At 67.3% G+C, this 22,455-nt stretch carries 20 protein-coding genes and 1 pseudogene; 9 read left to right on the top strand and 12 right to left on the bottom strand.

Going from position 1 to position 22,455, the window contains the following annotated elements; genetic code table 11:
- Positions 1–303: 303 nt before the first annotated feature.
- Positions 304–1,005 (top strand): ATP-binding protein, encoded by a 702-nt coding sequence (locus AB0B96_RS34505; protein WP_362905586.1) that lies wholly within the window; start codon positions 304–306, stop codon positions 1,003–1,005.
- A gap of 162 nt (positions 1,006–1,167) precedes the next feature.
- Here the strand turns inward: AB0B96_RS34505 and AB0B96_RS34500 are convergent, their stop codons facing one another.
- Positions 1,168–1,800, bottom strand: a complete 633-nt coding sequence (locus tag AB0B96_RS34500; protein WP_362905584.1) for a hypothetical protein — start codon at positions 1,798–1,800, stop codon at positions 1,168–1,170.
- Between the two features lie 146 nt (positions 1,801–1,946).
- Between AB0B96_RS34500 and AB0B96_RS34495 the strand changes: the two genes are divergently transcribed.
- Both AB0B96_RS34495 and AB0B96_RS34490 read left to right on the top strand, forming a co-directional pair.
- Positions 1,947–3,023, top strand: coding sequence for a hypothetical protein (locus AB0B96_RS34495; RefSeq protein ID WP_362905582.1), 1,077 nt, complete (start codon positions 1,947–1,949; stop codon positions 3,021–3,023).
- Positions 3,024–3,195: 172 nt separating this feature from the next.
- Positions 3,196–4,455: a hypothetical protein gene (locus AB0B96_RS34490; RefSeq protein WP_362905580.1), complete on the top strand. Its 1,260-nt coding sequence runs from the start codon at positions 3,196–3,198 to the stop codon at positions 4,453–4,455.
- 9 nt (positions 4,456–4,464) lie between these two features.
- Here the strand turns inward: AB0B96_RS34490 and AB0B96_RS34485 are convergent, their stop codons facing one another.
- On the bottom strand, positions 4,465–5,163 hold the full coding sequence (locus tag AB0B96_RS34485) for an alpha/beta hydrolase (RefSeq protein WP_362905578.1): 699 nt from the start codon (positions 5,161–5,163) through the stop codon (positions 4,465–4,467).
- A 399-nt stretch (positions 5,164–5,562) separates the two neighbouring features.
- On the opposite strand from AB0B96_RS34485, the pseudogene AB0B96_RS34480 reads away from it, so the two are divergent.
- Positions 5,563–5,826, top strand: a pseudogene (locus tag AB0B96_RS34480) (transposase family protein); the annotation flags it as partial.
- Between the two features lie 249 nt (positions 5,827–6,075).
- On the opposite strand, the gene AB0B96_RS34475 reads toward AB0B96_RS34480, so the two are convergent.
- The 3 genes from AB0B96_RS34475 to AB0B96_RS34465 are packed head-to-tail and all read right to left on the bottom strand — an operon-like array spanning position 6,076 to position 7,038.
- On the bottom strand, positions 6,076–6,372 hold the full coding sequence (locus AB0B96_RS34475) for a hypothetical protein (RefSeq protein WP_362905576.1): 297 nt from the start codon (positions 6,370–6,372) through the stop codon (positions 6,076–6,078).
- A gap of 10 nt (positions 6,373–6,382) precedes the next feature.
- Positions 6,383–6,790 (bottom strand): ATP-binding protein, encoded by a 408-nt coding sequence (locus AB0B96_RS34470; RefSeq protein WP_362905574.1) that lies wholly within the window; start codon positions 6,788–6,790, stop codon positions 6,383–6,385.
- The gene (locus tag AB0B96_RS34465; RefSeq protein ID WP_362905572.1) at positions 6,787–7,038 is read right to left on the bottom strand and encodes a hypothetical protein; all 252 of its coding nucleotides are present in this window, start codon (positions 7,036–7,038) and stop codon (positions 6,787–6,789) included. Before AB0B96_RS34465 ends, AB0B96_RS34470 begins: the two co-directional genes overlap by 4 nt.
- A gap of 150 nt (positions 7,039–7,188) precedes the next feature.
- Between AB0B96_RS34465 and AB0B96_RS34460 the strand changes: the two genes are divergently transcribed.
- A complete protein-coding gene (locus AB0B96_RS34460) occupies positions 7,189–8,121 on the top strand; it encodes a helix-turn-helix transcriptional regulator (protein WP_362905570.1) in 933 nt (310 codons plus the stop codon).
- A gap of 14 nt (positions 8,122–8,135) precedes the next feature.
- Positions 8,136–8,402, top strand: coding sequence for a DUF397 domain-containing protein (locus tag AB0B96_RS34455; RefSeq protein WP_362905568.1), 267 nt, complete (start codon positions 8,136–8,138; stop codon positions 8,400–8,402).
- Between the two features lie 1,321 nt (positions 8,403–9,723).
- Here the strand turns inward: AB0B96_RS34455 and AB0B96_RS34450 are convergent.
- From AB0B96_RS34450 to cas7u, 4 genes are read right to left on the bottom strand one after another with little or no spacing between them, the layout of a single operon-like run.
- The gene (locus AB0B96_RS34450) at positions 9,724–10,656 is read right to left on the bottom strand and encodes a hypothetical protein (RefSeq protein ID WP_362905566.1); all 933 of its coding nucleotides are present in this window, start codon (positions 10,654–10,656) and stop codon (positions 9,724–9,726) included.
- Positions 10,653–13,508 carry a type I-U CRISPR-associated helicase/endonuclease Cas3 gene (gene cas3u, locus AB0B96_RS34445; protein WP_362905564.1) on the bottom strand — a complete coding sequence of 952 codons (2,856 nt, stop codon included), beginning with the start codon at positions 13,506–13,508 and terminating at the stop codon, positions 10,653–10,655. The genes AB0B96_RS34450 and cas3u overlap by 4 nt, the downstream gene beginning before the upstream one ends.
- A complete protein-coding gene (gene csb2 / locus AB0B96_RS34440; protein ID WP_362905562.1) occupies positions 13,505–14,887 on the bottom strand; it encodes a type I-U CRISPR-associated protein Csb2 in 1,383 nt (460 codons plus the stop codon). The genes cas3u and csb2 overlap by 4 nt, the downstream gene beginning before the upstream one ends.
- Before the next feature lie 5 nt (positions 14,888–14,892).
- Entirely contained in the window at positions 14,893–16,056 is a 1,164-nt protein-coding gene (gene cas7u, locus AB0B96_RS34435) for a type I-U CRISPR-associated RAMP protein Csb1/Cas7u (RefSeq protein ID WP_362905606.1), read from the bottom strand.
- Positions 16,057–16,920: 864 nt separating this feature from the next.
- Between cas7u and AB0B96_RS34430 the strand changes: the two genes are divergently transcribed.
- The 3 genes from AB0B96_RS34430 (at position 16,921) to AB0B96_RS34420 (ending at position 19,869) form a co-directional block, all read left to right on the top strand.
- Positions 16,921–17,655, top strand: a complete 735-nt coding sequence (locus AB0B96_RS34430; RefSeq protein WP_362905560.1) for a helix-turn-helix transcriptional regulator — start codon at positions 16,921–16,923, stop codon at positions 17,653–17,655.
- Positions 17,656–17,894: 239 nt separating this feature from the next.
- Positions 17,895–18,608 carry an NPP1 family protein gene (locus AB0B96_RS34425; protein ID WP_362905558.1) on the top strand — a complete coding sequence of 238 codons (714 nt, stop codon included), beginning with the start codon at positions 17,895–17,897 and terminating at the stop codon, positions 18,606–18,608.
- 493 nt (positions 18,609–19,101) lie between these two features.
- Entirely contained in the window at positions 19,102–19,869 is a 768-nt protein-coding gene (locus tag AB0B96_RS34420; protein WP_362905556.1) for an antibiotic biosynthesis monooxygenase, read from the top strand.
- A 42-nt stretch (positions 19,870–19,911) separates the two neighbouring features.
- Here the strand turns inward: AB0B96_RS34420 and AB0B96_RS34415 are convergent, their stop codons facing one another.
- The 3 genes from AB0B96_RS34415 to AB0B96_RS34405 form a co-directional block, all read right to left on the bottom strand.
- Complete coding sequence (locus AB0B96_RS34415) at positions 19,912–20,049, bottom strand: hypothetical protein (protein ID WP_362905554.1); 138 nt, start codon at positions 20,047–20,049, stop codon at positions 19,912–19,914.
- A gap of 20 nt (positions 20,050–20,069) precedes the next feature.
- Positions 20,070–21,992 carry a TOMM precursor leader peptide-binding protein gene (locus tag AB0B96_RS34410; protein WP_362905552.1) on the bottom strand — a complete coding sequence of 641 codons (1,923 nt, stop codon included), beginning with the start codon at positions 21,990–21,992 and terminating at the stop codon, positions 20,070–20,072.
- A 191-nt stretch (positions 21,993–22,183) separates the two neighbouring features.
- Positions 22,184–22,381 (bottom strand): thiazolylpeptide-type bacteriocin, encoded by a 198-nt coding sequence (locus tag AB0B96_RS34405; RefSeq protein ID WP_350948642.1) that lies wholly within the window; start codon positions 22,379–22,381, stop codon positions 22,184–22,186.
- Positions 22,382–22,455 lie beyond the last annotated feature (74 nt).

Genomic DNA, 22,455 nt, shown 5'->3' with positions numbered 1-22,455 from the left:
TTCTCCGGCGGCAATTCTTCGGGCTGAACGTTACTGGTCAATCACGTTCGGTGACTACCGAGTACAGAAACCGGCGACCAGATCGCCGCTACTTGCCGCGTCGTCGCTCTACGAGACGAGATGGCCCCTCAGGGTGACGAACAGACTCGCTGCCGTCGCCTGTTTCCTGCACACTTCGTGCAGCAGGCTTGAGACAACGCCGGAGCCGTCGGATCCATGTGGTCTCACCGCTCGGGCGGGGGCGTCCCTTCCTGCGCCGGGGACGCGCGACCGAATCTCCGTTGAACCTCCCTGGAGCCAGCAATGACCGTGCTCCCCGTCGAACGGCTGGGACCGATGCACTCACCGTTTCACCCTGATCCGGACGCCGCCGACCACCTGTCCCCGGACTCCCAAGGCTCCCCGGACTCCCTGGACTCTCTGGACACGAACGAGTTGCGGCTGGTGGCGCAGCCGGTCGCGGCCTCCCAGGCACGCGACTTCACCCGCGCGCAACTGCGGACATGGGGCCTGGAGGAGCTGTCCGAGCTCTGCGTCCTGGTCGTCTCCGAGATGACCACCAACGCCATCAAGGCCACCGCGACCCCGCCGGTCCCGTACGGCTACACCCACCCACCGGCTCCAGGCCACCCGCACGCCTCCGGCCACTCACCCGTGCCCGGCCACCCGCACACCTCCGACCGACCGCCCGGCAGCGGCCACCCGCGAACCGCCGGCCCGTACCCGATCCTCCTGCGGCTCCACCTCACCACCGAGGGCCTGCGCGTGGAGGTGTGGGACAGCTCCGACGACTCGCCCGAGGTCACCGAGGCGGGGGAGGACGACGAGAGCGGCCGGGGCCTGCTGCTCGTCGGCATGTGCGCCGACGAATGGGGCCACCACCCCTCACCGGGCGGTGGAAAGGTGGTCTTCGCCCGCTGGGACCTGCCACCCGCTCGGCGCATCCCGGCCACGCCGCCCTCGCGGCCGTACGCCTACTCCCGGACCCGTGTGACGCGGGGGTGACCCCTCTCGGCACACCTGGTCAACAGCCGCTCCGTCCCATGTCCACGCCCCGCCCTGCCCCGCGTCCACGCGGAGAACCGCGTCGGCGCGGTCGTCGTCCCGCGGGGCGAGCGGTCCACCGTGACCGTCCGGCGGGGCGATCGGCTCACCGCGCCGGCATGGTCAGCGTTCAGAGGACGATCGCCCCACGGCGTTCTGGACGCTGACCACCGAGAGCACCGAGTCGACCAGCTCCGCGACGGACCGGCCACCACCCGTGTCGATGCGATCCAGCCCCAGCCTGTCGACGACCTCCAGCATGAGCGACTGATAACGCTCCGTGCGGGCAAGGAAACTGTCCATCAAGTGTCGTTCGTCGCCGGTCGCCACCTCGTAGCGGCCGGCCGCGCGCACCCGAGCACGCACGACGGCGTCGTCCGCGGTGAGCCACACGGCGGCCGTGTGCGAGACGTTCAGCTCCGCGACACGGGTGGGCCAGAGCGCCGACCCCTCCAGGACCAGGCCCGTGCCGGTGCCGGACGAACGGGCCGTGATCAGCTCCTCGATGCGAGGCCACAGCCGTTCGTAGTGGCCGAGCACGGACGCGATCAGCTCGTCGACCGTGAGCGTTCTGTAGTGCTCGGCGACGTGCGCCGGCACCTCCCACTCCGGGGTCCGCCAGGGCCGTCCGGGGTGCCGCGCGAGCTTGTCCGTCGACAGGCACTCGAAACCGAGCCGGTCGGCCACCGCCCGGCCGATGGTCGACTTCCCGACGTTCGACGTTCCCCCGAGCAGCACCACCCGTACACCGCTCATACCGGCGACCTTACCGCCGCGATGAGGCCGGCCCGAAGACCGGAGCGCCACACCCCAGGGAGGGGCTGACACCTGCCCCGCTCACACCGGCGACCTCGACCGCCGCGATGAGACCGGTCCGGAGACGGATGATGCAGGATGTCGGGATGGATGCGATCCTGCGCGCCGCCGGTGACGTGATGGGAACCGAGCTGTCCGACCCGGTGGACCTCGGCGGCAGCCCGCGCACTGTCGTCCTGCGCTGCCGGACGGCTTCCGGCGGCAGTGTCGTCGTCAAGAAGTACGGCACGGAGCCCGATGACCTGCGCGCGTTCACCGCCGAGGCGGCCGGGCTCTCGTTGCGGCTGGCCGGTCCCGAGCTGCTGGGCGTGGACGACTCGATCCCGCTGCTGGTGATGGAGGACCTCGGGTTCGCGCCGACACTGGCGGACGTGCTGCTCGGCGACGATCCGCAGGCCGCCCTGGACGGCCTGTCGGCCTGGGCACGCGGGCTCGGGCGACTGGCCGCCGCGTCGGTTCACCGGCGCGCCGACCTGGCCGCCCTGTCCGCCGGGTACGGCATGGGCGTGCCGTCCTGGGACGAGGAGCCGTGGCTCCTCCGGTACGCGGCCGAATTCCCCGCGGCGCTCGCCGGGATCGGCGTCGAGGCGCCGCCGGAGCTGGCCGGGGAGCTGGAACGGATCGCGGCGACGGGCGCGGACGAGTATCTCGCCTTCACCCCCGGCGACACCTGCCCGGACAACAACCTGCTCACCCCGGACGGCCTGCGACTCATCGACTTCGAGTCGGCCTGCTACCTGCCGGTCTTCATGACGGCCGCGTACTGCCGGATGCCCTTCGCCACCTGCTGGTGCGTCTTCACGCTGCCCGCCGGTCTGGCGGAGAAGATCGAGGAGACCTACCGCGCGGAGGTCGTCACGGTGTACCCGCAGCTGGTCGAGGACGAGATCTGGCAGCCAGGGATCCGGCGGGCGGTCGCGCTCTGGACGGTGTATATGACGGCCAACCTGATCCCGCGCATGGCGAAGGACGAGCCGATCCACAGGACCCGGCGTCCGGTCCCGACGCTGCGGCAGTTGCTGAGGCACCGCTGGGAGACGGCGAGCACCCTGGAGGAGTTCCCGGCCTTCGCGGAGACGATGCGGCTGCTGCTCCGGGACGTGGCCGGTGGCTGGGACGTCCCCCCGCTGCCGGGCTACCCCGCGTTCGGGGACTTCGGATGACGCCCCGAACAGTCTCCTGAAGGACGTTTCGTAACGCGGGCGGTCACCCTCGGCGGGACGTTCGCTTGGACGGACATTCCGCCCCGCGCCGAACTAAGATCATCGAATGCTCAGGCCGCCCTCCGCAGCGCAGGTGACACCGCCTCAGAGAACGCGTGCACCGGTGCGCCGGGTGCTGCGACGAGTGATCGCCGTCGCGGTCGGTCTCTGCGCGCTGCTGGGCGCGGTGCGGCTCGTCGTGCCCGCCACGGCGGGTACGGCCGACGAGCCGCCCGGGGTCCGGCGGCAGCTGACGTTCCTGCGTGCGGCACTCGACGGCGGCGCCGGAGACCAGGCGCAGAACCTGTTCCCCGAGGGCTACGTCTTCCTGCACGTGCTGTACGGCCTGAGCTGGGTCGAGCTCGGCATGCGCGAACCGGCCGGCGAGCGGTCGGCGGCGCTGCGGGAGGCGCGCTGGGCGCTGGCCCGGCTGGAGTCCCCGTCCGGCCGCGCCCCGTTCAGCACGGACCTCACCCCGCCGCACGGCGTCTTCTACCGGGGCTGGACCAACTGGCTGCGCGGCGGGACGCTCGCCCTGCAACCGTCCGAGCGGCGCGACCCGGCCGAGCTGCGCCGGTTCGCCGACGACTCCGCCGCGCTCGGCGAGGCGTTCGGCGCCTCGGAGTCGCCCTACCTGGAGGCCTACCCCGGGCAGGCGTGGCCGGTCGACTCGATCGTGGCCATGGCGTCGCTGCGGCTGCACGACACGCTGCTGCCACCCCGGTTCGCCGGTACCGCCGACCGATGGCTCCAGGCGGTACGCCGGCGGCTCGATCCCCGCACCGGCCTGCTCCCGCACCACGCCGACCCCGGCACCGGCGCCCCGGCCGAGGTGGCCAGAGGCAGCTCGCAGAGCCTCGGCCAGCGCTTCCTCGTCGAGATCGACCCGGCCTTCGCCGCCGAGCAGTACCGGCGCTTTCGCGACCTCTACGTCGTCTCCCCGCTCGGCCTCGGACCGGCCGTGCGCGAGTACCCCGTGGGCATGGACGGCCCGAGTGACGTCGACTCCGGTCCGCTCCCGCTCGGCGTGAGCCTGTCGGCGACCGCGGTGGCCCTCGGCACCGCCCAGATCCACGGCGACGCCCCGCTCGCCGAGGCCCTGGCGAACTACGGCGAGCTGGCCGGCCTGCCGATCGACACCCCCTGGACCAAGAGGTACGCCTTCGGCCTCCTCCCGATCGGCGACGCCTTCCTGGCCTGGTCAAAGACCGCTCGCCCCTGGGTGACGCCACCCCCCTCACCGCCCCCGGCGACCATCTCGCCCTGGTGGCGCACACCGCTGCTGGCGTTGCTGCTCGTCATCGGTCTCGCCCCTTGGACGCCCGCCCTGGTGCGGCGTCACCGAAACCGGCGTGCCCGTCCCGTACCGGAGGAGGTGACGGGCGAGGCGTGACCTTTGGCGTCATCCGCCGGCTCGACGAGCCGCAGCATAGCCTTCCAGGATTTCCGCCAGTTCCTTCGGCCGGCTGAGCGCGACGCAGTGCCCGGCGGCGATCTCGTCAGGGGTGATGTTCAGGCGTTCGGCCGCCAGGCGGCGGAAGAAGTCAGGCGGGAAGGAACGATCCTGGTCGCACAGCACGAATCTCGTCGGCACGTCCGGCCACGCGTCGAGGGGCCAGGGCTCACCCATCCGGGCCTCCGCCTGCGGGCGCTCCCTGCGCATGGCCTCCTCGGCCAGCTCACGCGGCACGTCGTGATAGAAGTCGGCGTACGGATCCCCGGTGCCGCCGGTGCTTTCACCGTCACTTCGTGCCTGCTCCCGTTTCGCGTCCTGGAAGCCGGTGTTCTCCCACCACTCCACCGGCGACTCGCCGGGCGCCGGAATCATCGCGGCCACCAGGACCAGCACATCGACCGGAAGCCGAGCGGCGACCAGGGGAGCGGTGAACCCTCCGAACGACTGACCGACCACGACGAGGTCCTCGCGGTCACCGACAGCCTCGATCACCGCGTCGGCGTACTCGTTCAGCCCTGCCGAGTCGTCGTCGCAGGGAAGGTCCGGAGCGACCACGTCGTGCCCACGGGCCCGTAACTCGGCCTCCACCAGGTGCCAGTACCAGCCGACGTCTCCCGCGCCATGGATCAAAACGAAGGTACTCATAGCCGGCGACCGCCTGTCATCTCATCGTGTCGGGACTCGTTAGACCGGTCCTTCCCTCCGTTCGGCGAGAGATGTGATCACCGAGGATCTCGGCAATCCGGCGAGGCGGCAGAGACCCACAATGAGACCGGAGTGGAACGACCAGGTGTGCACCTGCGGCACCGCATTCCTCCCCGAACGTCCGCAATGAGACCGGTCCGGAGACCGGAGGGGAACTCGTCCCCCTCGTCGAGCAGCCCGACCCACCTGCGCCCGCAATGAGACCGATCCGGAGACCGGAGTGGAACGGCGGTATAGAACCAGGGGGCGTCCGATTCCACGACTTCCCGCAATGAGACCGGTCCGGAGACCGGAGTGAAACCAGTGAGCGGAGATCTCTCAATCTCCGCAATGCATTCACTGGCCGATCCCGGCTACGACGGCACGGGCATCGGCATTCTCACCCCGGTCAAACAACCCTCCGACGGCCGATCCCTCGACCTCGACATCCGCGCCCGCAACGCGCTCCTGCGCGCCCTGCGCTGCCTGGGAGAACGAGGCTTCGCCCTACTCACCCAACGCTGGCGCACCCTCCAGCGCATCACCGTCAGCCCCAGCCGAATCGGCGACATCGTCAAAGCCGCACTCGTCCTCACGCACTTCGAACACGGCTACCTGAAATAAAAGTCGCTGAGATCACCTCAATGGATGAATTCCGGACTGTACGCCCAGTTTTCGTCATACCGGTCGGCGAGGCGGTCGTAGTGAGCTCGCGTGACGTCGCTCCGCACGAGACATTCCCCCCCAAGTCAAGACATCAGAGCAAGCCCAGCATCTGACGGGCCGTGAGACCAGTCAAATGCTCATGTCTTTTGTGGGAAATCCATAAATAGAAGCTCATTTATGGCGGCAGACCAGACGTGATCCCGCTGACTACCGTACGAGTCCATGCAGCAGGGCGATCCACATCTCGTCCGTCTCCTGAGCCTGCCAGCGATCGCTCTCGGCGACCGACGCCCTTCCAGGTGCCGCGCGCCTCGTGCGGCGGAGGAATCGCAGGCCGCTTGCCTGGCACAGCTCGTAGAAGACCGGTTCGCAGTCGCAGGTCCATCGCAGGACCCGCACCCGTCCGTCCCCGTGCGAGGGATGCCAGGTGAGCTCCTCGAAGTGGGAGCGCACGGGAGACACGTGCGGGCTCAGGCAGCGGGGCGGGCAGTCCCATCGGACCATGAGGGACGGGTCACTTTCCGTTCAGCTGGAACCACACCACGCGGCCCGTCAAGGCCTCGTACCAGCCCCAGGCCGAGGACAACTCCTGCACCAGCCAGAGCCCTCGTCCTCCACCGCTGTCAGGGCTCACACCCGCGCGGAGGCTAGGCCGTTGTCCGGTCGATCCGGCGTCTACGACATCGACATGGAGCGTTCCATTGTGATGGGCGACAGCGATGATGATCCTGCCGTCGGAGGACCGGCCGGAGTCGGAGTGGCGGATGGCGTTGGTGACGAGTTCGGTGAGCAGGAGAAGCGCGTCGTCGGTGTGCGGATGGTCGAGCCCTTTGAGCAGGTCGCGGACGTAGTGACGGGCCCGGGGGACGGCGGCGATCTGCGCGGGCACCTCGACCTGGCCCAGCAGTCCCAATGCTCTCATCGTGTCCTCCGCGTGATCCGCTCGCAGACCATCCGAGCTCTGGTACGGGCGCCTCGCCTGCATCCCCGGCCCCAGACGCCCGCCGAGGTGTGGCCTTGCTGTGCGGCCTGTCTGGGCGGCAGGAAGATCTCCATGCTCGGCTGCTGATCGGGAGAGAGTCGTACTACGGAGTCGACCCCCAACTCGTTCAACTCCCAGGCCAGCTCCACCAGCCACCCGCCCCAGTCTTGAAGATCAATAGTCCTCATCTTCCTGCCACCCCTTTTCGGCTTTGAAGGTCTTCGGGCGGAAGGTGACGATCGCTCTCCATGAGCGATCAATCACTCTGCGTGCTCAGTGTGCATGACCGTAGCTCGATCAGCAATAAGAATCGAAATGAACATCGTGCAGGTTGATGAATGAAGATCACTTCGACACACTGTCGTTGGTCGACTACGGAGAGGATTGAAATGGGTGCGCAGCGGAGCCCGTCGGTGCGTAGACGTCGCCTCGCGGCGGAGTTGCAACGCCTCCGGAAGGAGGCAGGGTTGACGCGAGACCAGGCAGCTGAGCATGCAGGATGCTCACCCGTCACCATCACACGGATCGAATCGGCTACGAGCGCAGCCACGGTCGCGCTCGTGGCCATGATGCTCGATCTCTACGGGGTCACCGGTGAGCGCCGAGAAGCGCTCATGAGGCTCGCCCGTGACGCGCGCAAGCGCGGATGGTGGTTCCGGATGTCTGAAGCGATCCCAGAGTGGGTCCAGAGTTACGTGGGTCTCGAAGAGGAGGCAACAACCCTGCGGGAGTACCAATCGGAGTTTGTTCCCGGACTGCTTCAAACCGAGGGCTACGCGCGAGCCGTCATGAGGTCGGCACCCGTATTGCCGCCAGACGAGGAACTGGAACGACGGCTCTCGATTCGGATGAAGCGACAGGAACGAGTGCTGGGACGTCCTGATCCGCCCATGATGTGGTGCATCCTCAACGAAGCGGTCATACGTCGACCGGTCGGAGGGGGTGAGAGCATGTGCGATCAACTTCGGAGACTGATCCAGGTTTCCGAGTTGAACCACGTCACGATCCAGGTGTTACCTTTTGCTGCCGGTGTCCACCCCGCAATGGATGGCGGATTCACGCTCTTGAATTTTCCCAAACTGTCCGATCCGGACACTGTGTATGTTGAGTATTGGCAGGGAAGTGTCTATTTGGAGGATCAGCGAGAAGTGGACGCATATGTCCTACTCTTCGACCATCTGCGCGCACGAGCCCTCGGGCCGGACCAGACTCGCAGCTTGATCGCGCAGGCTATCCGAGACATGCCATTGGATGCAGAAGGGCGCTCATGATGGATCTTTCGCGTGTGACCTGGCGCAAGTCCAGTCAGAGCAACGCCAACGGCGGCCAGTGTGTCGAGGTAGGCGTCTGGCACAAGAGCACTCCCAGCGGCAGTTGCGTTGAAGTTGCGCTCACCGACAACACTCAAGTCGCTCATAAGGTAGACGCCGAACGCCTTTTCCTGCTCCGCGACTCCAAGGACCCCGACGGCCCAGTGCTCTCCTTTGCTGCCGCCGAGTGGGATGCCTTCCTCATGAGCATCAAGCAAGGCTCTCTCGCGGACCTGGCTTGACGACTTGGGGTGCACTCCTGTTCTCGCACGTAATGAGACAGGTTTGGAGACCGGAGTGGACCGGTTCAGCGGCGGCGCCATCCCGAGCGGGCATCTGAACCCACAAGGAGACCGGTCTCGAGACCGGAGCGGAACCGACGCATTCGATCATCCGCGTCACAGGGCCGGTGACTCTGCAATGAGACCGATTCGGAGACCAGAGTGGAACCATCATCGACCGGGACATGGTGGATGGCATCAAGATTCCGCAATGAGGCCGATCCGGAGACCGGAGTGAAGCCAGCGACGCCGCGGCCTGGTAGGCGGCCAGGAAGCGTCCGCAATGAGACCGGTTCGGTGACTGGAGTGAAACTGGACGACAACCCCGCCCTGAACCCGGTGTACGTCGCCCCGCAATGAGACCGGTCCGGTGACCGGAGTGAAACCACTGACAAACTCCTGCGTTTCCGTGCGCTGGGCTGCCCGCAATGAGACCGATCCGGAAACCGGAGTGAAACCCGCCGAGACCCGCGCCGCGAAGGCCGCCGAAGAGGAGCGCCCGCAATGAGACCAATTTGGAGACCGGAGTGGAACGGCGCCGAACACCTGGCCCTGAACCCGGGGGGTCAGATCCCGCAATGAGACTGGTTCGGAGACCGGAGTGAAACAGCCAGAGCAGGGGCGATCGCTGCGATCCCCGCATCCCCGCAATGAGACCAGTCCGGAGACCGGAGTGGAACGCCGAGCAGAGGCCGACCTTGCCCGGACGAATGCTGATCCCCCGCAATGAGACCAGTCCGGAGACCGGAGTGGAACCGGCTGCCGTTGTAGAGCTGCACCTGCGGCCAGACGAACTGCCCGCAATGAGACCAATCTAGAGACCGGAGTGGAACCGACCGGCGTCTCCGACTGGGCCAAGAGCAAGCTCGTCCCGCAATGAGACCGATCCAGAGACCGGAGTGGAACGCGGTAGCCGTGGGCCCAGCTCTCCTTGGAGTCGCCCCCGCAATGAGGCCAGTCCGGAGACCGGAGTGGAACCTGTTGAATGGGTGGCCGTGTGGGGTTGCCCGAGCACCGCCCGCAATGAGACCAGTCCGGAGACCGGAGTGGAACCGGTTCGTGAGCTGGGCTTATAGTGCAGAGTAGTTGAATTGGATCACAGGTATGTCTGTTTTGGTGCTTCAAGTGTTCGTTTGGACTTCGGAACTCCCCGGGAAAAGTGGGCGTGCTTGGGGTTCCTAACCGCAGCTGGGGTGGGTGGAGCAAGACGAGGTTCCCCATCGGGACGGAGAACGAACGCTATGTGGTTTTCAAATGGCGAGTTGTGCGTGCGCGCCGGTAATCAGGTGACTGTGACGGAAAGCGGGGCCAGGACGCCGTCGAAGGTGCGGCCGGGGATGCGTTGGCGTTCTGCTCCGTAGACGTTGAAGACGCCGAGGGCCGGCCACAGGGTGGAGTCGACCGTAGGCGTGCGATCGCGGGGGGCGAGTGTGGGGTGGTCGAGGAGGCTCCTCACGGAGGGGAGATCGAGGGCGGGGCGCCAGAGAGGCCACAGCATGACGGAGGTGGAGCCTGTTCGATGCCAGAGGGTGGCGCGGAGGCGGTGGCCGTCGCCGGTGATGCGGAGGAGGGACAGGGCCATGGTGGCCAGCCAGGTGGCTCCGGGGACACCACTTTCCCGGCTACGGCCTTCGGTGTCGTCGCTGCTGCTGCGCAGCACGCGGTGGTCGAGGTATTCGCCGGTGAAGCCCTCGACACGACGCCAGCCGACGAGGGCCTCCAGGAGTCGCTGGGGCTCGTTTCGTACCGCCTCCAGGGGTTTTTCGAAGAACGTGCGGAGCTTCTGCTGCCCGCTGGGGGCGGTGAACGGTGTGATGGCGCAGCGCCCCTGCTTGTCGAGGGCGAGATCGGTGACCAGGGACGGCAGCCAGGTCTCCGCCGCCTCGGGATGACTCGCCATCAGCTGGTGAAAGTCGTCGCGGGAGCGGCGCAGCGGATCCTTTCCCGAGCCGGACGGCGGCGGGAAACCGGCTCCGCCGTCGGGGAGGACGGCCGAGTCGGGGATCGACTCGACGACATCGCGCAGGGCGTCGGCTATCTCCTCGGCCGTCTCGTACGGGCTGTGCAGGATCGCGCAGGCGGTGGTGTCGGAGAAGGAGAGCGCGGTGGGTACGCGGCGGATGTCGGCGCAGACGCGCAGGAGGCCCAGGGCGGCGAGGAAGCCGAGTGGGTCTCGTCCGTCGAGGGCGGGTAGCTCCGTGCCGAAGGTCGTCATGTCCGCTCCTCGCTGAGGGCTGAGCACCAGATGTCGGCCAGCCGGACGACGGCTTCCATGCGGGCGAGCCCCCAGCGGCCGTACCGCTGGTTGAGGCGCTCAAATCGGGCGGGAGACGCCCAATCGACTGATCGGGAGGTGTCGACCTCGATGGGCCGGCCGTCCCGCTCGATCTTGGTGGTCGGTGCGGGATCGATGACCGGGGGGAGTATCGGGCGGCTCCGTCCGTGGTGGCTGGCGACGAGGTGCAGGACCAGGTCGTGGTCGACGTCGCGTACGTCGGTCAGCAGCGTTGTCGCGATCTGGGTGGAGAGCGCTTCGTGGCGCATCGTCGCCGGATAGGAGGCTCTTCGGCGGGCCCGCCGGAAGGCGGCGCGGTCGCCGGGGTTCATGCCCGACTTCGCGAGTGGTTCGTCGTCGGCCGCCGCCGCCCAGCGGTCGCCGCCGTGGAGCATGACCTGGAAGCGCGGGTCGCGTTTGCCTTCGTCATGCCAGAGTGCGGCCAGCCCGACGGCCCGGATGACCTCCGGCTCCATGCCCAGATTGCGGGCGAACTCCTCGGCCTTCTCCGCCACCTCTCGCTGGTGGACGGTGAGGGAGAGCTTCGCGGAGGAGATGGAAGACCCTGCGGCGGTGGCGTCTTCGCGGAACGCGGTGGTTCCGAACGACAGGAGGAGTGCGCCGGTGTCGATGTGGTCGATCAGTCGACCTCGCGGGCGGCCGGTGAGCCGTCTGAGCATCGTCAGGTGAGGCAGGTCGTCCTGACCTGGCCGAGGGCTGCTCAGTGTGGAGTGGAGCGACAGGGCGGGGTCCGGCGCGGAGGCGTCCTGGTGGTCGGTTCGCAGGCGTTCGACCCAGGCCGCGACTTCGGGGGCGAGGTCGGGGGCGTGGGTCTCCATGGCGCGGACCAGGCTCGGGCCGACGCGGATCGTCATTCCTCCCCTGACGCCGGACTGCGCGAGGTCGGCGATGTCGATCGCGGGCTTGCGGCTGTCGGGATGCCAGCCGTACTTGTCGCAGCCGCCGTAGGAGGTGGGGACGACGACGAGATCGGACGCGCGGATCTTCGCGTCCTTGACGACTTCGGCGCTGTCACGTGAGCGGTAGCGCAGCACGGACCTGCCGCCGGGCGGGACGGAGACGTCGGGGAGGTGCTCGGCTTCCAGGTCACTGATATCGTCTCCGCCGGACTCGCCGCTGAGCCAGCGTTTCACGGCGGGGAGCGGCAACTCGATGCTCTCGGCCGAGGTCGGCGGCACCAGGCAGACGAGGTCGGGCCACAACTCGATGTCGTCGGGGAGATCGCGCCAGACCACCGTCACCTGCGGTGTCTCCCGTTCGATTCCGTGCAGGTAGGGGGCGATGGGGATGTCGTTGAGCGGGATCGGCGAGGTGCGGGCCCAGACGTCCAGGTGGGCCCGGCTCAGGAAGGGGACATAGGCGCGGGGCTCGCGCAACGTCGCCCACTGGCCGGGGGGCATGACACGTACCAGTGCGCGCAGCGCCGAGGGGGAGACATCGATGCCTGGTTCGGCGGGGAGCCGGGCTTTCCGCGAGTGGGTGAGGGGCGTGACCCCCTGCTCGCAGAGCCAGGCCCAGGTCGCCGGGCGGGCCGTGTCGTACACGCCGTCCGAATCCGCCGAACCGTGCAGCACGACCGCCGAGGCCACGGTTTTCTGGTCGCCGAGGCGGTTCAGGCGGCCGAGACGTTGGATGAGCGCGGGCAAGGAGGACGACTCGGTCACCAGTGCGTCCAGGTCGATGTTCGCGCCGACCTCGATCGTCTGAGTCGCCACGACGAACATCGGCTCGGCGGACGCGCGGTCTCGCCCCGCCCTGATGCGCTCGTAGTGGGCGGCCAGCAGGTAGTCGCGGTCCAGCGGACGGATCTTGCCGGTGAGCAGCACGCAGTGGCCCTCGTGGTCGGCGCGGAGAAGCTCGAACACGGCCCGCGCCCGCGCCACGGTGTTGACGACGACACCGACGACGAGGTGTTCGCGGTGAAGCTCCCGCGCCCAGTGGGCGAGGGCGTCGGGCATCACCTTCGCCGTGTTGGCCTTGGTGGTCGGCACGTCCACGAGGTGGAGCCGTTTGGACGCCTTCAACCGCTTGGACGCCTCCGGGTGGTTCTCGTCCGCCTCGGTGATGCCGTGCACGTCAGCGGTGTCGGTCTCAGGGCTGGCCGACATGCTGACCACGGTCGGACGGATCGAAGCCGGAGTCTCGTCACAGTCTTTGGCACCGCGCACGCCGGCCAGGAATGCCTCGGAGAGGTGGGCCTCATCGACCACGATCAGGCTGTCGGTGCCCACCAGCGCCGCGTCGATCGGACGCAGGTGCTCACCAACGCCGTAGCCGCGGAAGAGGAACCGGCTGCCCACCTGGTCGACGGTCCCGACGACGATCGCATGCCGATCCGGCCGCTCGATCCACCGCCACGACCAGTTGACCCCGCCGCGCATCCGAGTGACCTCGACCGGCGCTCCGGCGGTGTCTGCATCCATCCGTAGAGCAGTGGCGACCTTGGCCGCGAGGCTGCCTCGCTTGGAGGTGCGGAGAGCCTCGGCGATGGTCTCGGAGTGCCGGTATGCCTCGTCGACGATGAGCCGACGGTCGACGACGAAGAAGACGCGCCTGGGCACTCCGGCCTGTCCTCGAACCCTGCCGAGGGCCGCCGCGAAGAGGGCGACATCGATCACGGACGTCTTGCCCAGGCCGGTGGGGACGTCGATCAGCTCCGGCCAGCCCTCCCGGACCACCCGGTCGAGAAGCGCGGTCTGCCAGGGGAAGGGCTCATATCCGTGAACCTCCCTGTAGAAGGCGGGGAAGTCCGTAACAGCGAGGGCACTCATCCGGAGACCCCCTCGGGAACGAAGAGGCCGAGGCCGAGGTAGCGCAGCGAACCCGCGATCACCGGCCCCACCACAGGGCGGTCGAAGATGACCCGGGCGTGCACGATGGGTTTCTTCGGTCGGTTGGACGGGAGGGAGCCCGCGCGGGGACGCCAGACCGCCCCGCGCGTCAGCGGCGCCGTCGAGATCTCGACGTCGATGACATCGGGGAAACCGGCTCGGCGCAGCGACTTGGCGACCATCTGCTCGTACGAGCGGCCGGGACGGGCGAAGCTGTCGGTCATCATCGGGGTGGCCGTGACCCAGGTGCGGGTCCCCTCTGCCCGACCGGTCCACCGGCCGCGACGCAGGGTGCGCAGGTTCTGGCCCTGGCTCAGACGCATCGGCTCGCCGGGCCAGGGGGTGAGCCTGGTCAGCGGGTCGGCCATGACGGCCTTGGCCAGCCGGTTCCAGTCTTCGGCGGGCATGTGGTGGGGGAGTGCCAGCGCCACTCCCAGGAGGTGGCCGTCGGAGTGCTCCTGCTCGACGTCGGGAAGCGCGAGGAAGGCGACGTGGGTCCTGTCGTCGGCCCCGTGCCCGCTCACCTGGGCGGGGATCGGCTCGGTGACCCTGGACATGACGGCCTTGCGCAGCGCGAGTGTGAGCCGGGCGACCTGGTCACCGCTGATGCGGGCGCTGGGCCGCTCGAATCCCCAGATGATGAGGTCGTCCCAGGGGGAGAGGTGCGTCGGGCCAGGCTCCTCCATCGCCACGACCGGTGAGTACGGCAGCGCACGCGCGGCCTCCCACGCTCTCCCGCCACGGTCGTAGGCGTCTCGGAGCGCGTCGGTGTATCCGACGTAGGGCACGCGCAGCTCGATCGCGCCGGGGGTGCCGAGCGCGACCGGGGCCAGCTCCGACCAGGCCGGTTCGTCGTCGGGCAGGGAGTCGCTCACGCTCACCTCGGCCTGGCTGGTCGAGCGGCCGACGTACGGCACTCGCCGGGCCAGGGCGCCGAGCTTGGCCAGAACGCCGGGGTCGGGGTTGGCACCCGGCCACACCACGGCGAACCGGTCGCAGGCCGGGGTGACGAACGCACGAACGCGCGCTCCGTTCGTGCGGCCCGGCCAGCTCTGGCTGCCGCTCCTCTGCTCGGTCTGGTTGGTCACCACGTAGGAGTCGGTCCTGCCCGGCCGTGCGTCGTCCATGGCCGCGCGCACCACCGGAGCCCCGGCACGTTCCAACCAGCGCAGGGCGTCCCAGTCGTCCGTTCGCACCGCCGAGGCGGCCAGAGCGCAGAACAGTCGAGCTGGGTGAGGGGGCCACTCGGCCCGGCTGGGCCGCATGTCACCGGCGTCGTAGCGGCCATGGCGCAGCCGCACGGTGAGAGTGAGCGCCACGGGTGCTACTCCTCGTCGTCGGCGGACTGGGCGAAGGCGAACTCGATCGCCTGCTGGAGCGAGGGGATCGGGCTGACCTCGATCGTGTCGTCGGCCATCGGCACACCCAGGCGGGCCGCCTCGTCGCGCAGCTCGTGGTAGGCGTCCAATGCCTCTCGTACCGACACCTCAAGCTCGTCGACGCTCCCGCCGGGGAGCTCCAGACCGACCGTCTCCGACGCCTTGGCGAGGTCACAGCCCGAGCGCAGCCAGACCGACGGGCGCCCGAACGCCAGCCGGTCACCGACGAGGGCGAGGGCGGCGAGCGTGGCGCGGCCGGCCACGCTCGCTTCGGCCGAGGCGTCACCGAAGCGCAGGCGCTCAAGGCCCGCGAAGGAGATGCTCGCGATCCGGCGGATCTCCTTGACGGTCGCTCCACCAGGCACCGGGTTGGGAGCGATGTTGCCGTGCCCGATCTCGCTGAGCTTCCCGCCCTTCTTCTTCTCCCCGTCGGCGACGAACTTCCAGTGGTTCTCCGCCTTGGTCTTGTCGTCGACCGAGCCGGTGAGGTTCTGCGGGTCGAGGCGTCCGCCGCGTCGCGCGGTGAAGCAGGGGGCCACGCCGTACATCGTCGCGGTGTAGAGACGGGCGAACCTGGGCCAGCGGCCTTTGCGATGGGAGTCCCACGCGCCGAGCACGAGGGACAGGGGCTCCCGCTCGAACAGCGGCCTGACGTCGGTCACGCTGACGGCACGCAGCCGCTCGCCGATCGCGCTCTGGTCGAAGCGGACCCCTCCGATCGTGCTGTCGCGCAGGTAGGCGTCGGCGTACCGGTGGGGGAAGTCGAGGGAGGTGAGCCGGATCTCGCCCCGGGAGGTCTTCGTCCGGAGCTCGAACATCGGCAGGGTGAGACGGCCTCCGTCACGGGCGTCGCGCAGCGCCTCCTCCAACCGGTTGGACTGGGACTGCTCCTGGTCGATCGTCACGGTCTTGACCTGCTCGCCGTCGACCAGGCGATCGGCGACGATGTATTTCTTCGTCAGGTCCTTCTCGTTCTTGTCGACGGGGAAGGTGGGGGGCATCACGACGTTGCCCTCACCGCCGACCGGTTGATATCCGGCGCGCACCACCAGCGCCGTGTGTTTCCTGTCGTCGCCGAGCGCGTCCAGAAGACGCGCCGAAAGGCTCATGCTCACCGCGAACACCTCTCTGTGTTGCCTGACCGCGAGAAATTGTTGGGGAGAGAATCGCATGCGGGGCCGACAGAATCGCCCCTGCATGCGATACCGCTGGCTGTGAGGCCATGGAAGCACCCTGTATGTAGCTACGGGCGAAATACGCAGAGCCGCAATGAGACCGCGAAACCGGGATAATATGGTGATCTTGGGAATGCCTTCACAATCAGGGCAAAATGGGCTCGGTGGCCGAAGTGGTGAGTCTCTAGGTGTGTACCGAGATCCTTATGGGCTCGCTGCGGCGGCATCGCCAGATCGCGGCCAAGGCCGCCATTGCGATGACTGTTACTGACCTTAAAAGTGTGGTGTCGCGGAGAGCTGACGGATGGTCTGTTCCGCAGGCGTCGTAGAGGGCGGTGGAACCAGACGTGCTCGGACTTCCCTCGGCTGGCAGGTGCAGGTTCACCGTGGGCGCCGTTCCGACGCTGCTTTCGAGAGACAGTGGGATTTCGCCTTCTGTGGGCAGTTTGCGGGGAAGTGGCGTCACCTGTGGCTCACTGGTGTCCAATGCGACTACCTGGTGGATTTTGCGAAGCATAGCCGCATTGTCGGCTGATGCTGTGGCCACTCCCTGTGTGAGGCCGATGGTGAGCAGTACGGCGAGAAACGCACTCGTCATCCTGGTTTCCTGTATCGATGAACTGTAAACCTGCATTAGAAAATATCCTTCTGTTTTCGTTTTTCCGCCTATTGGCGTCAGCATCCGAAAGAATGTCGACCGTCTTGTCGGCGCCACAGGGGAAACGGGAAACCGGAATTCCCGATGTGGCCTGAACTGCGGATTCGCGTCCACGTAAGCGGAAACAGGAAGGAAGGCGGATGTCGGCTCAGGGTTCGGAGTTCCAAAAGATGATCAAGGAATTGGCGCGGCGGACGGGGAAGCCCACGCAAGACGCTCAAGCCAAGAAGCTCGGGGTGTCCGACACGTCTCTGGCGGCGTACCTCGCCGGCACGCAGATTCCACGCGAGAAAACCTTGGCCAGGATGCTCGATGCGGTTGGAATTCCGCCGCAAGAGCACACAAATTACCTGATGATTCGTAAAACGGCAGATATTTTGCCGTATGAGCACGCTAACGGACAAGAGTTGCAGTTGCTGCCGTCGGCCGAGGAGGGGCTCCCGGCGGAATCTCCGGTGGTCCGCAGGCTTCCCCGAGGCAGATTCCCCCTGTGGGCATGGGGTGTGGCATTGATACCCCTGGGAGTCTTTGTGTGGGGAGGGTTTACCCTGCTCACGTCCCTGCTGCCGGCGTCGCCCGCGACTGCGGTGGTCGCGTCGCCGCCCCCTCCCGCCCTCCGGCAGTGCAGCCTGGTGAACGTCCTATCATCGCCTGTCTACGTGGAGATCGGCGACGCCGAACCGGTTAAGTCGAAGGTCCTCGGAGACAGGGTTCGGACTCTCCCCGTTCCCCGCAGAACCGGACCCGATGGATCCTCCTACCAAGCGGTCGCGCTGCCCAATCGCCGGGACAGCCCGAACGGTGTCGGTTGGATGCGAGCCGCAGACCTCAGGCCGGATCCCCGGCAGTGTGCGGACCCGAGCCGACGCCCCTGACCCGATCACGAGGACGGCCTGCCTGGAAATTCCTGTTTGGTCCGGAAACCGCAGGTCAAACGAGGGCGGAATTCCGGTTTCCCGTTTCGTCTATGCCGCGCGGTATTGCCCTGTGAATCTGCTGGGCGTTCCCAACGCCAGGAAAGGATCTCATGACCGACTATCGGCCGCTGATGCGGCCTTCCCGGTGCCGACCCGCTGTCAAGAACCGGAAGCGTCGACTCCTGTTCACGGCCGGCATGGCGTTCGCCTTGAGCGCCGCCTTCTCCGGCGTCGCCTTCGCCGCCCCGCCTTCGGCGCTGCCCGCCAGGGCCGACCGCCTTGAGTGGAGTTTTCAGCCCGCCTACGACTACGACAAGGACGGTTGCTATCCCACCCCCGCGATCGGCCGAGGCGGCGCCATAGCGCCCGGCTTAGAACTGGGTGGCCACAGCAACGGTAACTGCCGCGACGCCTCGGACCTTCGTAACACCAATGGTTACGCGCGTGCCAAGTGCAACAACGGTTGGTGCGCCGTCATGTACGCCCTCTACTTCGAGAAAGACCAGGCCAACGTCTTCGCCGGGCACCGGCATGACTGGGAGCACGTTGTGGTGTGGGTCAAGAACGGCAGGCCCGAGTACGTCTCCACCTCCGCCCACGGCGAGTTCACGCTCCACCATCGCAGCCAGGTCCACTGGATCGGTACTCATCCGAAGATCGTTTATCACAAGCATGGAGCGCAAACACACGCTCTCCGTGCCGCGACCGCGAACGACGAGCCGCCGGAGAACCACGAGGGCAGATGGCAGTACCCGAGCCTGGTCGGCTGGAACGGCTATCCCCCCGGCTTCCGTGATCGCCTGACCCAGGCCGACTTCGGCGCGGCGCAGCTGGACCTCAAGGACAGCAGGTTCGGCTCGAAACTGGCACAGGCCAAACCGGCGGGCATCCCTTTCAAGCCGCACGCCTGATCGGTGATGGGGGAGCTAAGTCTCCCCCATCACCTGCGGTTGATCAGGCGCCAGGCGACCTCAGTGTCTCGGCCGGCACCTGGGGAGGCGTCGTCCGAGGTGGCTCCAGGGGCGAGGTCGGGAGTTCGGGGCATTCCGGAAGCGGCGTCAGTGGCTCCGGTGGTTCCGGAAGCAGTGCCGGGGGCATCGGTGATCCTCGAACCGGTTCCGGACGCGCCGACACTTCCGGAACCGGCGCCGCTGGTTCAGGGACGGCCGCCACCGAGGTCGAAGGCGACGTCGGTGAGGTTGACCGTCCGCACCTGCGGGTCGTCGAGCAGCTTGCGCAGGTCGGCGAGTGTCCAGCCGTCGATGACGAGCCCGTACGCGACGCCCTCCTTGGCCGTTCCGGTGAGCGAACCGTGGCTCAGCCCGAACTCCTCGAGGTCGTCCCCGTTGTCGATCGACGCGTATGATGATTACATGCTTACTTGATCACTCGAAGGCGGAGACGATGATCGTTGAGTATGTCCGGTACCGCGTCCCCCGCCCCGACGAGTTCGAGGCCGCCTACCGCCGCGCGGTGGTGCCGCTGGGCAGGGCGCCCCAGTGCCTGGACTACGAGCTGTCGAAGTGCGCCGACGAGCCGGGCGTCTACATCCTGCGCATCGTCTGGACCTCGGCGCAGGGTCACCTGGAGGGCTTCCGGGGCAGCGAGCACTTCACGAAGTTCTTCGCCGAGATAAAGCCGTACGTGGCGGACATCGAGGAGATGCGGCACTACGAACCGGTGATCGGAAAGACCGAGCCGGTGCTCACGAAGACCGAGCCGACGCTGTTCGACTGGGCGGGCGGCGCGTCGGCGTTCGAGCGGCTGACCGAGACGTTCTACGGCCACGTCCGCGAGGACGAGGTGATCGGCCCGCTGTTCGCGCACATGGACCCGGACCATCCCCGGTACGTCGCGCTGTGGCTGGCGGAGGTCTTCGGCGGACCCGACCGCTACACCCGCGAACGCGGAGGCTATCCGCACATGCTCTCCCAGCATCTCGGCAAGCACCTCACCGAGCGACAGCGCCGCAGGTGGGTGAGCCTGCTGATGGACGCGGCCGACGAGGTGGGGCTTCCGGCCGACCCCGAGTTCCGGGCGGCGTTCGCCGGATACGTCGAGTGGGGCACCCGCCTCGCGGTGGAGAACTCCCAGCCGGGTGCCACCCCGCCTCTCCAGGCACCGGTCCCCCGCTGGGGCTGGGGAGTCGCCCCGCCTTACCACGGCGGATAAACCTCACCTCGTCCGCCCGGCACGCCGGACCGGCCGGGGGAGTCAGGTGATCCCGCTCGGTTCGGCGGGGACGGTGTGGCGGGCATCGATGAGCTCGCGGATGGCGCCGAGCGCGGTCCCGGCGTGGGGTTCGGAGGTGGCCACGACCACCGAGCCTCCCGCCAGACCTCCGACGACCATCGAGCCCGGGAAAGCTCACGCTAGGCGAACGGGTGTGGCACCTGATGCAGCTCCGAATCATCCAGGTCGGTGGTTCGCCATCCGGCGCGGCGGAACGCACTACGGGTTCGGGGCATGTGCAGGGCGCGCTGCCGCGACCAGCCGAAGTCCATGGGCAGTAGTCCCGGCGCGATCACGCGCACCGTCCGCAGGCCCAGCAGTTCCTGTTCCGGTGCCGTCTGGTCGACGACAAGTACGTCCAGCCCGGCATCGACCAACCGGTCGCGGCAGTACAGCAGGTCCGTCAGCAGGTCCGTGCCCCCAGGCCGAGTCTGTTCCCACTCCCGGTACAACTCGGCCATGGGGGTCAGGTGTCTGTTCGACAACAGGAAGCCGGCATGGTGCGCCATCCTCGGCGACGCGAAGAGTGCCGGATGGTCGATCAGCGTGCGGACCTTGCCGAAGTCCTCGGTCATCGCCCGGACCTCGTCAGCACGTGTGGTGAACTGATCAGGCATGGTCGGTGCGAAAGAGGCGACCTCTGACAGCGCGGATGCGACAGCCTGCTCCGGATCCAGGGACGCGCCGGACGCGAAGGTCAGCGTACCGGGACCGCCATCTCGGCGAACCGCCACCGCGAGCACGGCAGGCACCGACAGGTCGATTCTCATGTCGAACAGGCGCACGTCGTAGCCGCAGAGCCGCAGACGGTCGATCATGAAGAGGGACTCTCCGTGACACGTGGCCGGATCGATTTCGGGCAGCGATGCTCTGCCGTACCACGTGAGCATGAAAGAATCGCGCTCGATCAGCTCAAGCATCCCGTGCAGAATCGCCTCCTCGACACTCGCACCGCTCGCGCAGCCGCTGGAGCACTCCATCACGAAGTTGTGGGTGCTCTCCGCCCCGCCGTAGTAGACGGTGCGCTGCGGCACCAGAACCGCCCGCTGGTCACGCAGCGAGTAGCCCCAGACCCATGGAATCGGCTGATCGGGGTCGAACCTCGAGTACGCGCCCGATTCGTAGACCTTGTCCGCGTAGACCCCGCACTCTCGGGGGTCGAGCGCTTCCGCGGACAATTCGTGAAAGGTGTTCACCGTGACTGCGGTCCAACGCCGTTGCTCAAGTCCGGCATAACGTTCAAGTGCTTCGAACAGCCCGCTGATCTCGCTGGTCTCGAACGAACTGGTCTGGCCGCTCCATTGGATCTCCTGCAGGCCGTTACCATCGTGAAATCGGAACATGCCGAAACTCGGCGACATGGTAGGAGACAGGTCGTCGCGGTGCGCGTAGCGGCCGACCGCGCCGCAGACTGGATTTGTCAGTGCCGAGATCGGCAGGTCGTAGTCCCGTAGGCGATGTTCCCGGTAGCGGTCCGGAGCCGGTTTCGATATCGAGCGCAGGTCGAGGACGGCGCGAGTCGCAGTATCCGGTTCACGCGGTAGACATACGGAACATGCGGCGTCCATCAGCAGGTCGAATCGAGACACTCGCAGGGTCCGCAGATTCAGCTCGTAGACAGGGGCGATCCCCGGGCGCTGACTTCGGCTTTCCACGGTGCGCGTCTGCAAAAGGTTCCACAATTGCCAGATCGATTCAAGTGCGAACGGCGTCAGGTATGGCGAGGAAGCCATCGACCGCGACTGCCGCCCACGCTCGATCGCATCACGTTCCGGTGCGGCGCGCAGGCGCTGCCATCGCAGGGCCAGACATTGCCCGCACGGGGCTGAGCGGCTACGTCCGGCGACCACCGGTCCGAGGATCGCCGACCCCGCAGCGAAATAGATCGGAACGAGGCCGGGACCCTTTTCCGCTTCCGGTAGGTACGGGTGAGTCGCGTCGCGCAGACCGAGTACCGCCACGTCGGGCAGCGCTCCCTTTCTCGGCCGCGAATTCAGATAGCGTAGAAGCCTGCCCGGCGCCGATTCGCAGGCCTCATTGTCGTGCTCCGCCGATAATGCCACCTGCTCCGCCTTTCACACGAGAAAAAACGAGCTCTTCCGGCGTACGCCGCCACCGGCGCCGTGATTGAGCAGAGTCGGCTACCTGTGGAGTCCACAGGTAGCCGACGGGAATCAGTGAGAATTCAACGGGCAGAGACGAGATCTGCGACGTCGCACTGATTCCGTGTCGCAGGCAGCCCTGCTAGAGATTACTAGCACTCTCCGCTCTGGGTCCCGCTGCTGCAGCTCGTGCTCGTGGTGCTGGTGGACCCGCAACAGCTCGTGGCGGCTGCGACAGGGGACAGGTGAATGTCGACGTCGGTGTAGTCCGAAACCTCGAAGGTCTCCGACCCCAGCTGTTCCAGCTCCTGGAACAAGTCCGATAGTGGCTTCTCGACGATGGTCCGCACTGTGGACTTCCTTTCGTTCGCACGGTTGGGCTGAACAGGCAAAGTATTACAACGGCTGCTTTCACGCCGCTGTC

This window comes from Streptosporangium sp. NPDC049046 (genome assembly GCF_040649155.1).
Taxonomy (GTDB): Bacteria; Actinomycetota; Actinomycetes; order Streptosporangiales; family Streptosporangiaceae; genus Streptosporangium.
The sequence above is the reverse complement of the archived record's forward strand: the minus strand, read 5'-3'. Positions and strand labels throughout refer to the sequence as shown.

What these genes read in the sequence shown, in the direction of transcription:
- AB0B96_RS34495 (WP_362905582.1), top strand. Translation starts at nt 1,947, where the DNA reads ATGGATGCGATCCTGCGCGCCGCCGGTGACGTGATGGGAACCGAGCTG.
- AB0B96_RS34475 (WP_362905576.1), bottom strand. Translation starts at nt 6,372, where the DNA reads ATGGTCCGATGGGACTGCCCGCCCCGCTGCCTGAGCCCGCACGTGTCT.
- AB0B96_RS34505 (WP_362905586.1), top strand. Translation starts at nt 304, where the DNA reads ATGACCGTGCTCCCCGTCGAACGGCTGGGACCGATGCACTCACCGTTT.
- AB0B96_RS34470 (WP_362905574.1), bottom strand. Translation starts at nt 6,790, where the DNA reads ATGAGAGCATTGGGACTGCTGGGCCAGGTCGAGGTGCCCGCGCAGATC.
- cas7u (WP_362905606.1), bottom strand. Translation starts at nt 16,056, where the DNA reads ATGAGCCTTTCGGCGCGTCTTCTGGACGCGCTCGGCGACGACAGGAAA.
- AB0B96_RS34425 (WP_362905558.1), top strand. Translation starts at nt 17,895, where the DNA reads ATGGCGTTCGCCTTGAGCGCCGCCTTCTCCGGCGTCGCCTTCGCCGCC.
- AB0B96_RS34415 (WP_362905554.1), bottom strand. Translation starts at nt 20,049, where the DNA reads ATGGTCGTCGGAGGTCTGGCGGGAGGCTCGGTGGTCGTGGCCACCTCC.
- cas3u (WP_362905564.1), bottom strand. Translation starts at nt 13,508, where the DNA reads ATGAGTGCCCTCGCTGTTACGGACTTCCCCGCCTTCTACAGGGAGGTT.
- AB0B96_RS34430 (WP_362905560.1), top strand. Translation starts at nt 16,921, where the DNA reads ATGTCGGCTCAGGGTTCGGAGTTCCAAAAGATGATCAAGGAATTGGCG.
- AB0B96_RS34450 (WP_362905566.1), bottom strand. Translation starts at nt 10,656, where the DNA reads ATGACGACCTTCGGCACGGAGCTACCCGCCCTCGACGGACGAGACCCA.
- AB0B96_RS34465 (WP_362905572.1), bottom strand. Translation starts at nt 7,038, where the DNA reads ATGAGGACTATTGATCTTCAAGACTGGGGCGGGTGGCTGGTGGAGCTG.
- AB0B96_RS34420 (WP_362905556.1), top strand. Translation starts at nt 19,102, where the DNA reads ATGATCGTTGAGTATGTCCGGTACCGCGTCCCCCGCCCCGACGAGTTC.
- AB0B96_RS34485 (WP_362905578.1), bottom strand. Translation starts at nt 5,163, where the DNA reads ATGAGTACCTTCGTTTTGATCCATGGCGCGGGAGACGTCGGCTGGTAC.
- AB0B96_RS34460 (WP_362905570.1), top strand. Translation starts at nt 7,189, where the DNA reads ATGAAGATCACTTCGACACACTGTCGTTGGTCGACTACGGAGAGGATT.
- AB0B96_RS34500 (WP_362905584.1), bottom strand. Translation starts at nt 1,800, where the DNA reads ATGAGCGGTGTACGGGTGGTGCTGCTCGGGGGAACGTCGAACGTCGGG.